The 12,278-nt window shown below is 52.5% G+C and carries 13 protein-coding genes; 8 read left to right on the top strand and 5 right to left on the bottom strand.

Features of this window, described 5'->3' with window-relative positions; all coding sequences use genetic code 11:
• Positions 1-38 precede the first annotated feature (38 nt).
• From hslU to fsa, 4 genes are all read left to right on the top strand, one after another.
• Complete coding sequence (gene hslU / locus IPK01_13005) at positions 39-1,442, top strand: ATP-dependent protease ATPase subunit HslU (GenBank protein ID MBK7934378.1); 1,404 nt, start codon at positions 39-41, stop codon at positions 1,440-1,442.
• A 65-nt stretch (positions 1,443-1,507) separates the two neighbouring features.
• A complete protein-coding gene (locus tag IPK01_13000) occupies positions 1,508-2,506 on the top strand; it encodes a fibronectin type III domain-containing protein (GenBank protein ID MBK7934377.1) in 999 nt (332 codons plus the stop codon).
• A gap of 220 nt (positions 2,507-2,726) precedes the next feature.
• The gene (locus tag IPK01_12995; protein MBK7934376.1) at positions 2,727-3,356 is read left to right on the top strand and encodes a fumarylacetoacetate hydrolase family protein; all 630 of its coding nucleotides are present in this window, start codon (positions 2,727-2,729) and stop codon (positions 3,354-3,356) included.
• Between the two features lie 42 nt (positions 3,357-3,398).
• Positions 3,399-4,046 carry a fructose-6-phosphate aldolase gene (fsa, locus tag IPK01_12990; protein ID MBK7934375.1) on the top strand — a complete coding sequence of 216 codons (648 nt, stop codon included), beginning with the start codon at positions 3,399-3,401 and terminating at the stop codon, positions 4,044-4,046.
• Here fsa and IPK01_12985 read toward each other — a convergent pair.
• Positions 4,043-4,423, bottom strand: coding sequence for a hypothetical protein (locus IPK01_12985; protein MBK7934374.1), 381 nt, complete (start codon positions 4,421-4,423; stop codon positions 4,043-4,045). The two genes, fsa and IPK01_12985, sit on opposite strands and share 4 nt — an antisense overlap.
• Before the next feature lie 149 nt (positions 4,424-4,572).
• Here IPK01_12985 and IPK01_12980 point away from each other — a divergent pair, with 149 nt between their 5' ends.
• From IPK01_12980 to IPK01_12965, 4 genes are read left to right on the top strand one after another with little or no spacing between them, the layout of a single operon-like run.
• A complete protein-coding gene (locus IPK01_12980; protein ID MBK7934373.1) occupies positions 4,573-5,046 on the top strand; it encodes a winged helix-turn-helix transcriptional regulator in 474 nt (157 codons plus the stop codon).
• Between the two features lie 27 nt (positions 5,047-5,073).
• A complete protein-coding gene (locus tag IPK01_12975) occupies positions 5,074-5,532 on the top strand; it encodes a universal stress protein (GenBank protein MBK7934372.1) in 459 nt (152 codons plus the stop codon).
• Complete coding sequence (locus tag IPK01_12970) at positions 5,486-6,022, top strand: DUF402 domain-containing protein (protein ID MBK7934371.1); 537 nt, start codon at positions 5,486-5,488, stop codon at positions 6,020-6,022. Before IPK01_12975 ends, IPK01_12970 begins: the two co-directional genes overlap by 47 nt.
• A gap of 45 nt (positions 6,023-6,067) precedes the next feature.
• Positions 6,068-6,658 (top strand): hypothetical protein, encoded by a 591-nt coding sequence (locus IPK01_12965; GenBank protein ID MBK7934370.1) that lies wholly within the window; start codon positions 6,068-6,070, stop codon positions 6,656-6,658.
• 3 nt (positions 6,659-6,661) lie between these two features.
• Here the strand turns inward: IPK01_12965 and IPK01_12960 are convergent, their stop codons facing one another.
• The 4 genes from IPK01_12960 to IPK01_12945 all read right to left on the bottom strand — a co-directional run bounded on the left by IPK01_12960 (position 6,662) and on the right by IPK01_12945 (position 12,258).
• Positions 6,662-7,645: a DUF3662 domain-containing protein gene (locus tag IPK01_12960; protein ID MBK7934369.1), complete on the bottom strand. Its 984-nt coding sequence runs from the start codon at positions 7,643-7,645 to the stop codon at positions 6,662-6,664.
• 3 nt (positions 7,646-7,648) lie between these two features.
• Positions 7,649-9,178: a protein kinase gene (locus IPK01_12955; protein ID MBK7934368.1), complete on the bottom strand. Its 1,530-nt coding sequence runs from the start codon at positions 9,176-9,178 to the stop codon at positions 7,649-7,651.
• 168 nt (positions 9,179-9,346) lie between these two features.
• Entirely contained in the window at positions 9,347-10,348 is a 1,002-nt protein-coding gene (locus IPK01_12950; protein ID MBK7934367.1) for a hypothetical protein, read from the bottom strand.
• Positions 10,348-12,258 carry a pilus assembly PilX N-terminal domain-containing protein gene (locus tag IPK01_12945; protein MBK7934366.1) on the bottom strand — a complete coding sequence of 637 codons (1,911 nt, stop codon included), beginning with the start codon at positions 12,256-12,258 and terminating at the stop codon, positions 10,348-10,350. The genes IPK01_12950 and IPK01_12945 overlap by 1 nt, the downstream gene beginning before the upstream one ends.
• Positions 12,259-12,278: the final 20 nt, after the last annotated feature.

The following is a 12,278-nucleotide window of genomic DNA, read 5'->3' as shown; positions in this document are numbered from 1 at the left end:
AAGTGACAACGCTCCCGTGAGATATTAGAATCAGGTAGATGGCCATTTACCTCGGCGGCGAAACCGCACCTTCGAAACCTAATTTGGACGACCTGACCCCTCGCGAGATCGTGGCGGAGCTCGATAAGTACGTGGTCGGGCAGACGGCGGCCAAGAAGGCGGTGGCGGTGGCTTTGCGCAACCGTATTCGCCGGCAAAAACTCGCTCCCGAGATGGCGGCAGACGTATTGCCGAAGAACATTCTGATGATCGGTTCGACCGGCGTCGGCAAGACAGAGATCGCACGGCGGCTCGCACGGCTCGCCAATTCCCCGTTCATCAAGATCGAAGCGTCGAAATTCACCGAGGTCGGCTATATGGGCCGCGATGTCGAATCGATGGTCCGCGAACTCGCCGACGTCGCCGTCGTTGTGGCCAAGCAGACGGCGTTTGACGACGTAACGGTGCGTGCCGAGCAGAATGTTGAGGAGCGTTTGCTCGATATATTGTTGCCGCCGCCTTCGGATATGAGTTATCAGAGCGATTTTAGCGATGAGGCGACCGATCCGGCCGAAAAACCTCTTGCACGAACGCGAGAGAAGCTCCGCGAACAGCTCCGACGCGGTGATCTTGACGACCGTTTGATCGATTTCGACACGCAGGACCGCTCCAACGCGTCGATCGATTTTATCGGCGGCCAGGGCATGGAGGAGATGGGCGTTAATATGCGCGACATGCTCGGCAATCTGTTCCCGACAAAGACCGTCAGCAAGAAAATGCCGCTCGGCGACGCCCGGGAATATATGCTTCGAGATGAGCAGGAGAATCTGGTCGATATGGATCAGATCACCCGCCAGGCGATAGACCGCGCGCAGCAATCCGGCATCATCTTCCTCGACGAACTCGACAAGATAGCTGGCCGCGAATCCGGCGGCAACCCTGCAGTCTCACGCGAAGGCGTCCAACGCGACCTGCTGCCGATCGTTGAGGGTACGAACGTCAATACAAAATATGGCATGGTCTCGACCGAACACATCCTGTTCATCGCCGCGGGAGCGTTCCACGTTGCGAAGCCTTCCGATCTCATTCCTGAGCTCCAGGGCCGCTTCCCGATCCGGGTCGAACTCGAATCGCTAACCATCGACGACCTAAAACGCATCCTCGTACAGCCCAAGAATTCGCTGATCAAGCAATATCAGGCGTTACTAGAGACCGAGGGAATCTCGCTGATTTTCACCGATGATGCGGTCGATAAACTGGCCGAAATGACCGAGGAAATGAACAAAAACACCGAAAATATCGGTGCGAGGCGACTGCACACATTAGTTGAGAAACTGCTTGAAGAAATCAGTTTCCTCGGCGGCGAGCTCGAACAAAAAGAACAGGTCATCGACGCCGAGTATGTAAATGACAAGCTGAGCGGATTGATCGAAGATCAAAATCTGCGGCAGTATATTCTATAGGGTGTTTAACCACATAGAGACATAGGGAACATAGCCGGAAAGGCATATTTGGGATCGCGATTCAGATGACCACGCAAAAGACCGTAAAATTCACTCTAAATCCCTATGTGACCTATGTGTCCTATGTGGTTAGATACCTGCCTGTCATTATTCTACTCGTCACAGTATTTGCAGCAGGCTGCGGTAAGCGTAAGCCGCCTTTGCCGCCGATAGATCGTGTGGAACAGCGTGTTGAGATCGACGGTTTCCAACGAGGGAACAAAATAATCATCTCGTGGAAGATGCCTGCCCGCAATGCAAAGAAAGACAGCATTCTTAACATCGACCGCGCCGATATCTACCGTCTCGCCGAACCTGTCAACTCGCCGCTCGCACTCACAGAAGAAGAGTTTTCATCACAAAGCAATCTCATCGCAACGCTCAAGATCACCGATGACGATTTCGGCATGAAAACGCTGCAGTACACAGATGCTCTGCAGTTTGTCGGCCAGCAGGTAAGGCTTCGATACGCGATACGGCTGGCCAATAATTCGGGACAAAAAGCGTCATATTCCAATTTCTTGATGATCGAACCGACAGCCAACGTCGCCTCGTTCCCAAGTGAATTGTCCGCCGAGCCTTCGCAAGATGCGATCAAATTATCATGGCTCGCCCCGACCGTGAATGTGGACGGCTCAACGCCCGCGAGCGTGCTTGGTTACAATATCTATCGATCTAATTCGGAAAAGGAACCGGGCAAACTGCTGAACAGATCGCCGATAACTGTTGCGAACTATGATGACGAATTTTTCGAGTTCGGGAAGGATTATTTCTACTTCGTCCGAGCAGTTTCGATCGGTACCAAGGCTGAGCCGGTAGAGAGTACCGAGTCGAATATTCTCAAGTTTAAGGCGACGGACACGTTCGCCCCATCGGCTCCGACCGCGATCACTCTGGCAGCCGGCCAAAACCTGATCTCGATCTTTTTCGCAGTAAACCCTGAGAAAGACATCGTCGGTTATAAGATCTACCGCACGACGGACCCAGACCTTGAAAAGGACAAATGGGAGCGTTTGACGCCGTAATTGCTCAAAACAAATACGTTCAAAGACGAAAAGGTCGAATCGGGCAAGACCTATTACTATTATCTCACGGCTACTGACAAGGCCGGCAATGTAAGCGAACCGTCGGTTGTGGTTTCAGACTCGATCAGGTAATGAGCAAACCCGCATTTAAGTCAGGAAGAGACGAGCTTTTTTTGGATGTTATGCCCTTACTTACGTACGGGCGTGTGCATAAGAAGATATGAAGATCCCTATTGGCCCTGATTTCAAACCATCAAAGATCGTCTGCGTCGGCCGCAATTATGCCGAACACGCGGCTGAGCTCGGCAATGCCGTTCCCACTGAGCCGCTGCTATTCCTCAAGGCTCCGTCGGCTTTGATCCTGAATGGTGACTCGATCGTCATACCTAAAGTATCTTCTCAAGTTGAACATGAAGGTGAGCTTGCAGTGGTTATATCTAAGAACTGTAAGGATTTAGCGGGTGATGCTGATGTTTCACCCTATGTTTTGGGATATAGCTGTCTCAACGATGTAACTGCTCGCGACATCCAAAAAAGGGATGTACAATTCACCCGCGGTAAGTCGTTCGACACCTTTTGCCCGATCGGCCCGCACATCGAGACGGAGCTTGATATCACCGACATTTCAGTTGTTTGCCGCGTAAATGGTGAGGTTAAGCAGTATGGTCGGACTTCGCAGATGGTCTTCCCCGTCGCTCATCTGATACGATATATCTCAAACATGATGACCCTCATCGCAGGCGACGTGATCGCCACCGGAACACCTTCGGGAGTATCCAGGATGGTAAACGGAGATGTTTGTGAGGTGGAAATTGAGGGAATAGGAGTTTTGCGGAACACCTTGGCTTGAATGTTACGCCCCCACAAACGTGCGGGCCTATGCAATGAAATTATGAAATTCTTTATTGATACAGCAAATTTAGACGAGATCAAAGAAGCGGTCGAGCTGGGTTTGATCGATGGTGTTACGACAAATCCTTCGCTGGTTGCAAAGGAAGGCGATGTTGATTTCAAAGAACATATCGCCAAGATCTGCGAACTCGTGAAGGGCGATGTTTCCGCCGAAGTTACGGCTCTCGATACCGCCGGAATGCTAAGCGAAGGGCGAGAACTCGCAAAGATCGCGGACAATGTCGTGATCAAAGTGCCGCTGACGCTCGACGGGCTCAAAGCTTGCCGGACCTTTAGAGAGGAAGGCACGAAGGTCAATGTTACGCTGTGCTTCTCTGCTGCTCAGGCATTGCTTGCAGCGAAGGCCGGTGCCAGCTATATTTCGCCGTTCATCGGCCGCCTCGACGACATAGCCCAGGACGGAATGCAGCTGATCCGCGATATTGTCCAAATCTATGACAATTACGGTTTCGCGACCGAGGTGCTTGCCGCATCGATCCGCCATCCGATGCATATCGTCGACTGCGCACTCGCCGGAGCCGATGTCGCGACGATTCCCTTCAAGGTGATCACTCAGCTCGTCAAACATCCATTGACGGACAAGGGCCTCGAAGGGTTTATGTCGGATTGGAAAAAGAGCGGCCGCTAACTGGTAAGAACCAACTTTATCTCGCTGTGCAAAGCCGCTGCCTCGGGTACGCTTTGCAGTGAGAACTGGTATTTTGCTTTAAAGAACTCATCATGCTCACGCATTTCGATGAGTTCTTCGACTTTCGCCAGGTTCGCACTCACCATTTCCGCCGGCGTTCCGTCCTTAGCGGCGAACAATTCGTCGATCTCGACGATCAGCATCGAGAATTTTCTAAGCCAGTCGAAATCCAAATCTTCCAGCAAAACGTTTAAGAATTGTGTCGGTTTAAGCGGCCCGTTGATGCCTTCGTAGACCTCACGCTCGCGATCGAGCATGACTTTATGCAGTTTAAGCAACAAATTGCGTGCATTTTTGAGTTTTTCGCTATCGTTCATAAATTTATCTTAGCCTGCTTCAAAGAAAAACATACCAGGCTAACTGTTGATTGTTAGCGTGCTAATAATCTATACTTAGCACGCTAACTGTTAATTATCAGGCCGCTAATCACTTCTAAATAGACGGCTAATCGTTTATTATTAGCCCAATGGCAATGGCAATTATGGCAGCAGAGATCGACTTTGAACAGACCGTCAGCTACCTGCTGGCTAAGGTCACGACCGCGTTTCGAAATTCCCTCGAACGTCAGATGGGCCAGATCGGCCTGCACAGCGGGCAGATATTTATCCTGCTCGAACTGTGGGATCGAGACGGCCAGCGTCAGATCGACCTTGCCAATCGTCTCAACCTATCGGCCCCTACCGTCAACAAGACGGTCAACGGCCTGATCGAGATCAATCTCGTCAGCCGCGAACGGCTCGAGGATGACGGGCGTTCGACGCGGATATTTCTCACCGAAAGCGGATCCGCGATCCGGTCCCAGATCGAATCACAGTGGATCGAGCTCGAGGAGAGCTGCCTTGTCGGACTCTCAGAAACGGAACGACTGATCCTTTTCGAACTGCTCGGCAAATTGCGTAACACTTACACGGGCCGTGAGGCCGTCACCGGCAACGAATAATTTTTCAATCCAACGGAGGACCCACAAATGAAGATACTATTAGCAACCGACGGCACAAAACACGGAACCGCAGCAGCCGAAATGGTCATGAAGCTCTGCCTCGGAGCGGGCGATTCGATCCATTTGATCAGCGTCGTCGATATGGCGGTGCCGATGTCCATCGATATATATGGCGGCTATTTGCCCGATACGACGGAGCTGGAAAAATCCGCAAAAGAGAACGCCGCAAAGGTGATCGCCGAAACCGCCGAAACGCTGAAGGCACATTTTGGCAGCGGCGGCGTCGTCATCACCGGCGATGTTCTGTTTGGTTCGCCGGACAGCCGCATCGTCGAAACAGCCGAAGAAACGGGAACAGATATGATCGTCATGGGATCGCACGGCTATAAGCGTTGGGAACGATTGCTGCTTGGCTCTGTTTCAAATTCGGTAGTCCATCATGCCCATTGTTCGGTGCTGGTCGTTCGCACGCCTGATGCAGAATAAGCCGGTCACAGTCAATTCCCTCGCATATGACGGCACCGTTCGACGCAGTTGGCAATGCGAACTCGTTGAACGAAACGATCCGCTTTTTGTTTTCGTCGGCACTTTTGACCGTGATGTCGAGCATCGCGAGCTCGGTAATATCAAAAAAGGTACCATCTCGTACGAATATTACTGGCTGGACCGATGGTACAACATCTTTCGTTTTCACGAGGCCAACGGTACGCTGCGGAATTATTATTGCAATATCAATATGCCGCCGACATTCGTTGACGGCGAGCTGAATTACATAGATCTCGATATCGACATCGTTGTCTGGCCCGATATGAGCTATCAAGTGCTCGATCAGGACGAATTTGAGACCTCGACAGCATTATTCAATTATTCGGAATATATATGCAGAATGGTCGAAACGACCGCCGCCGAGCTCATCAGTATCGTCGAGTGGGGCGATCTGCCAACCTTTGATGGATCTTACGCAACAAATCTCTAGTAATTGCGTGACAAAATAAATTTTCAAAGATCTCGGAGGATGGTAATGAAGAACAAAACCTGTCTTATCCTTTCCGTATTGGCTTGTGCAGCCGTCAACGCCGTGGCCCAAACACCTTCCTCGACCGTATATCGCGACCCGATGGCATCACTCGCAGCGGATGTCACCAAGATCACGTCGTCTGTACGGTCGCTGAACGATACTCTAAAAGCATTTGTCGACAAATGGGAAAAGGTTTCGGGATTAACACTTACCGAGAAACAGCAGCAGCTTGTTCTCGGAATGGAGTTGCTGTCGAGAAGCGAACAACGCGTAGCTAATTTTCAAAAAGCTCAAATTGAATTGACCGAAAAACTAAATTCGAGCCGTAATCGGCTTGCTCAGATAGAGATCGATCTGAGGCCGCGAAATCTCAACAACAGCACCGCCTTTGAAGGTACAACCGAGACTGAAGAACTTCGCGAAAATCGAAAACAAAAACTTTTGAGCGAGCGGTCCAGTCTGACTCAGTTGCTGTCATCGATCCAGGGCAGCATCATTGAAAACAATGACAATCTGCGGGAAGCCAAGTCGCTTGCAGAACGCTTGCGGCAGACATTCTTGCCTCAGGTCGAGCGTGAACTTTACGAACGGTAACCGCTATTTAGGCTGGATCCTGAGCATATAGCTGCAAACATTCAATGAACTGCCAGGCGTGACGGCGATGCGTTGGCCGGCCGGCAGCTCGTAATTATTGACCGCGGCCGGGTTACGGCCTTCGTTCACAGCCCAGAAATTCCCCACTCCATCGGTTACCAAAGACAAATGCCGGCGACTGATCTCGACATCGCCTGAAAGCGGTATGTCGACCGGTTTTGATTTGGAACCCCGGCCTATGACGATCTCGTTCTGATAGATCGGAACCACGTTTTGGCGTACACCGCCGCGCCATATTTCGAGCCGGTAAAGCTCGGTCATACGGTTGGCGACCTGAGTCATCTCTTCGCTGTCGTCGGTGCCGAGCGGCACGGCCTGAGCGATCTTGGCCCGCGGCATGGTCGGCGGAGCCTCGGCTGGCGGATTGTACGCCGGCATGCGTTCGGTCGGCGGTTTCAGATTAGGATTTGTTGCCGGGACCACAGGCCGCTGCTGCGCCATCGGAGTCGCGGGAACCGGCGGGATCTGCGGCAGCGATTTGGGCCGGGCGAGAACGCCTGTCTTGTTGCTGGCCGATTCTTCCCAGCTGTGCTGCACCCGCAAGTCGCCTTTTTCGAGCGTGCCGTCGATCCGAAGCTCGATAATAAATGATTTTGTCTCAAGCTTTTTCTTCCCAGCTATCTCTTTCGCACGTTCGGCGAGGATGTGATAAAGGCCTTGTTCGAGGCCTTTTCGCTTGACGCCCTGCCATTCCTTGTCGTCTTCGGCACTGAGGAAAATAGTGTATTCGCTCGGAATGATCGTCGTACCTTGGGGCAGCGGGACCATCTCGGACTGCATCACGCCTTCGATTTCGCGTGCGATCTTGACAATGAATTCCTCGGCCTTGCTGCGCGGTTTTACCTGGGCGTCACGGGCGGCCTGTTCGAGGGCTCGTTCCGAAGAATCGCCGTCTATCCAGCTTCTGACTTTGTTGAGTACGCTCATTTCTTAATTATTGTCGATATCGAGAAATTTGCCGTTGAGCCAGCCGCGTGTTGCGGTGAGCGGAGTATTCCTCGCCTGGCCTTGCTCGATCACATCAACTTGATACCAGTTATTTTGTGAATTTACAATCTTAACCCTAGATCTCTTGGTTACCAAGCCTATTTTGTCAGTGTCGGCGTTCGGCCCTTGACGTAAAAAGACGTCAGTATTTGCGACGGCGGTCTGCACCTTGAAAGGATTACGAATTTCGGGCAGGTTCACACGCCCGCGCATGTAGTTTGCCGTCCCGTAAAGAATACCGCCGAAGGACGCTATCAATACAAGAAATATCGCGAATGCCCGCAGTTTTCTACTCTTCCTTTTCGGTTTTTCGGCGACGGCAGCCGCGTTTGCACCGCCGATAGCGGTCTTCATCGGCGGAGCGTATGGCGAAAATGCGACCGTTTGCCTACCTTTTTGAGCCGGGGGCATGACGGGCCGCGGAATGTTAATTTCGAGCGGAGTTCGAACGGTCGGCGGTGGCGTATCGATACGGGCCTCGTCGACCGATTCAAAATTAGGCTGTTCGGGCACGATCGGCGTATAACCGCGGGCAACATGCGGCTGTGGTTCAGCGGTTCTTGAGCGTATGACGGTGCTTTCTTCGCCGTCGGCGGCGATCCGTCGAACGGCGGACAGATCGATCCAGAGATCCTCTACCGTTTGCGGCCGCATGCCGGGATCAGATTGCGTTGCCCGTTTCAATACACGGATCAGGTCGTCGGCCCACTCTTCGTATCGAAAAGCCGCTGGCAGGTCGTCGATCGGGCGGTTTGCGTAGCCACGCGGAGCCTCGCGTGTGATTAGCGTATATATCGATTTCGCGAGCGAATATATATCAGCGGCAGGCGTTAGCGGAGCCTCGTCGAACGCATCGCTGCCGCCAGCCGTCATTGGGCTGTGCTCGGGCGGAGCATAGACATTCGTCCCGACACGGGTGATCGGCGAGGCAGCGACCGAAAATCTCGCCACGCCAAAGTCAGCGATCTTCACGGTCGCAAGGTCCGCCGTCAGCAGCAAATTTTGCGGCTTGATGTCGCGATGAATAATGCCGTTACGGTGTGCGTGACCGAGGCCGGCACAGATCTGTTCGACATAATTGAGAACTTGTATGAGCGGGAGTTCCCTTTTTCGAACGGCATTCTGCAGATCGCCGCCGGAGAGATATTCGAGAACGAGATAATGAAAAACTGTGCCTTTGAGGTCTCGGGCCGTGCCGTGGCCGATACGGCTAATGATATTCGGATGGCGAACCCGATCGAGCGCGATCGCCTCATTCTGGAAATTTTCGACAAGCGTGCGTTCCAGGTCTGAATCGAGATCGTCCTGAAGAAAAACGTTGAGAGCCTTGATCACTACCTGGCTGTGGGGCGATTGCGGCGATGCGAGCGTATCAGCCGCGAGAAATATCTCCGCATAGCTGCCGCGGCCGAGCGTTTCGCGAATGTCGTACCGTTTGTCGATACGGCAATTATTAAGGCTCAATTCTCTCATTCTAAATTAAACGAACGCCGCGAAAACACCACAATCACAATACGACATTATATGTTCAAAGTTCGGAAAAGCCACGCGAAGATGTTTTGCTTAGAATATCGAGTGAGGAACAAAAAAACGGCCGCGAGCGTTAACTCGCGGCCAAATGGAAAAGAGGTCTTAAGTAACCTAGTTCACGCGTTGGAAACCCGTGATCTGGATGTTCTGGAAGTAAGGCGTGCCGGGCGGCAGGCGGTTGACGTCGAGGAATGTGGCGTCAAACACCCAGTTTCTTTCGGGCGGGTCATAGACATGGTTACAGCACTTGAATGCGCCGTTGTTATTGTGCGAATTAAAGAGGTTGATCAACGAACCTGAATAGTTGAACCTGGTTCCCCATTGTTCGAGGAAACGCAGGAAATTATGCACGCCGCCGTTCAATCGCGGGTCACCGCCGCCTTGGTTAGGCGTACCGTTGAGCGTGGTAAGCGTGTCGCCGGCCAGCATTGCAAAACGTTGAGTGGTTTCGGACGCAACGCGGTTTCTCAGGCTGAACGGATATACGAAGCTGGCTCCGTCGGTCCATGCGTTTGAAAGGATCGTTATCGAATCTGCCGTGACCGATGCCGGAACGTTGTTAGTTCCCTGCGGCAAATATAGATTAGCTGCCGTTGGTGTACCAACCGACGAAATGCCCGTCGCGTTGAAATTGCCCTGGACGTAGATCCCGTTCTCCGTAGCAAATGCAATTCCCTTGGTATTCGCCGGGGTTGTTGCGTTATAGCCTCCCGGAGGAAGTGTTCCGTTGACCAGGCGGACCCCGCGGCGATAGAATTTGTGATCGAAAACAGCGGCGATATCACCGGAGATGTTGCTACCGGTGCCCGTGTATCGAACGGCTTCGTTTGAGAAATCCGCCTGAAGTGTACCGTTTCGGTTCACGTCCTCACCATCCTGCCGGATCCCGTCATTATTGCCGTAGATGTCCTCCATGTCGTATTCACCGTCAAAATCAAAATCTCCGCGGCGGTCAGACACATAAAAGACCCAGCCGTTGGTTTGCGGAATATCGGTCGAACGCAGGACGTGACCGGTGGCGATCGCATAGGGCGTCCCCGTCGGCATTCTGGTGTCGTATGTGCCGTTAAGGAAAGCTCGAAGATTAGCAACGTCGATGTCGATCATGCTCATCACGCCTGCCCAGGGAACATTTGCGCCATATGATGCCGTTGGACTGAAAACGGTGGAAGTGTCGTTATACAGGCCCTCACGGGTGTCGAACATATTGATCGGAAAGGTACTACGCATGTGCGGCCGGCTCCCGGACCGCCAAGGACCGTAGCGTTTCGCATTGACGAACGATGATCCGAGATGAAATTGCCGGGAAAGTAGTTGGGCGAACCGGTGATCTGTGTAGTGTCGCCGCCCGAGGTAAATCCGGTCGTTGCAGTGGCACACGAGCTGGTACTCGCTGAAACCGTCCCCGGAGTAACGTAATTGTATGCCGTCGCTCCTGAACCAGCGGCCGAGACATAGCCGGTATTAGGCAGATTGGGACCCTCGATCACATAACGCTGAATATTGATGATCGCACGGCGGTCAATGAGATTGGTGTTGTAATTAGCATCCGTGATGCTGAAAGTAGTGTTGGCCGGCGGCGGATCGGTCAAACCTAGCGCCAATATATCTTGTGTGATGTCCTGCGTGTCGTAGGCGATAGTGGCAGCGTTGTAAACCACGGTCTCGATCTTGATCCAGGTTTCGCGCCCGCCGCCGGTGTTGAACCGGTCGCCGTTGACCTTAGTTGCCTGATATGCCGGTGTTCCCTGCATCGCACGCGGCACATAACCTCGGGGGCCGGTGATCGGCCCGGAGATCAATCCGGTCGAATCGCCGTCGAGCCTGATACCGCAAGGCGTCGTTACCGCGGTTGCCATTGTTGTCGCACAGCCGGGCAGTTTAACTTTGCTGTCAGCCAGTGATACGCGGATACCTGTCTTGTTGTAATACCGTTCGGCGGCGGTGACCTTGTCGTCAGAGGTTGCCTCGGTCACAGCAGATAGGTCGGGAGCAGACACTGTGCCGGTTCCGTCGTTATACACATCGCCAACATTCTTGCCGCGTTTGACGACCTCGACCATGTCGAGGTTGGTGCCCGTGATATCACTGTTAAGCTTGATCGGCAGCTGCAGCGGCTTGGTATTTGCGAGCAGATTTCCTTGAAAGAGATTTGAATTGGTCTTCCAGTTATTCGATTTGTAGGCCGTTGGAAGAGGAGACGTTGTGACCGGAGCTCCGTTGACAACCGTGTTCAAAACGCTGCCCATGTTGTACTGCAATTGAACGTAGTTTCCGGAAGCGTTCTTGATGTACACGTCATCATCCCAATTCGTCCACGGCGAACCATTCTTTGAGACATCAGTAAATACGTGGTTTGCCGTACTTACTTTTGAAGAAAAATAAACGCCATCACCAGCCTGTAAAAACAGCGATCCGTTCGAATGCACGCGGCCGCCAAAATCGAACCGCGGCCCGGGGTGGAACTCAAGATCGTCATCATAAAAAATGCCGAACTGAAAGATCGGGACCCGATTATTGAGGAATTTACGGCGAAGGGCGACCTGTACGCCGTTCTGCTTGTGCTGAGCGACGGTATCGAGCTGCCATTCGTCGCGGCGTGCATTTAAGCCCTGAAAGAACTCACCCGTGAGGATGACGTCCTTTGTTGCCTGTGTCTGAGTGATGGTTTGTGTAAAATCATATATCGTATCGAATCCGGGCGGGAGCTGTGATTCGATACGGGTCTCGTCTGTCGTCGAAAAGGTGAGCTTCGTCTCAAACACCTTGTTAAAATTTCGCGTCATGATCTCAAGGCTCGCGTTGGCTGCCTCGAACGCCTTGGTCTCGGCTTCGTCATTTGCCGAAGCGACCGTTTCGCTGTTGGTTCGCGAAACGGCAAGAGCGACGAAGCCCATCAGGAGGATCATCACCATCAAGGCTATAACCATCGCCGAACCTTGCTCGCTGGAATTTATGACATCTACGGATGCACGGATCCGCGAAAATAATAGACTGCGTAAATTTCTTGCCCGTTTCATCATTTCAATTAAACCTCTAGCTG

The organism is Acidobacteriota bacterium, from assembly GCA_016713675.1.
GTDB lineage: Bacteria > Acidobacteriota > Blastocatellia > Pyrinomonadales > Pyrinomonadaceae > OLB17.
This window is presented reverse-complemented; position numbering and strand designations above follow the sequence as displayed.

Excerpts from the sequence above, each read along its gene's own strand:
- hslU (MBK7934378.1), top strand. The coding sequence starts at position 39 with ATGGCCATTTACCTCGGCGGCGAAACCGCACCTTCGAAACCTAATTTG.
- IPK01_13000 (MBK7934377.1), top strand. The coding sequence starts at position 1,508 with ATGACCACGCAAAAGACCGTAAAATTCACTCTAAATCCCTATGTGACC.
- IPK01_12995 (MBK7934376.1), top strand. The coding sequence starts at position 2,727 with ATGAAGATCCCTATTGGCCCTGATTTCAAACCATCAAAGATCGTCTGC.
- fsa (MBK7934375.1), top strand. The coding sequence starts at position 3,399 with ATGAAATTCTTTATTGATACAGCAAATTTAGACGAGATCAAAGAAGCG.
- IPK01_12985 (MBK7934374.1), bottom strand. The coding sequence starts at position 4,423 with ATGAACGATAGCGAAAAACTCAAAAATGCACGCAATTTGTTGCTTAAA.
- IPK01_12980 (MBK7934373.1), top strand. The coding sequence starts at position 4,573 with ATGGCAATGGCAATTATGGCAGCAGAGATCGACTTTGAACAGACCGTC.
- IPK01_12975 (MBK7934372.1), top strand. The coding sequence starts at position 5,074 with ATGAAGATACTATTAGCAACCGACGGCACAAAACACGGAACCGCAGCA.
- IPK01_12970 (MBK7934371.1), top strand. The coding sequence starts at position 5,486 with ATGCCCATTGTTCGGTGCTGGTCGTTCGCACGCCTGATGCAGAATAAG.
- IPK01_12965 (MBK7934370.1), top strand. The coding sequence starts at position 6,068 with ATGAAGAACAAAACCTGTCTTATCCTTTCCGTATTGGCTTGTGCAGCC.
- IPK01_12960 (MBK7934369.1), bottom strand. The coding sequence starts at position 7,645 with ATGAGCGTACTCAACAAAGTCAGAAGCTGGATAGACGGCGATTCTTCG.
- IPK01_12955 (MBK7934368.1), bottom strand. The coding sequence starts at position 9,178 with ATGAGAGAATTGAGCCTTAATAATTGCCGTATCGACAAACGGTACGAC.
- IPK01_12950 (MBK7934367.1), bottom strand. The coding sequence starts at position 10,348 with ATGAGCATGATCGACATCGACGTTGCTAATCTTCGAGCTTTCCTTAAC.
- IPK01_12945 (MBK7934366.1), bottom strand. The coding sequence starts at position 12,258 with ATGATGAAACGGGCAAGAAATTTACGCAGTCTATTATTTTCGCGGATC.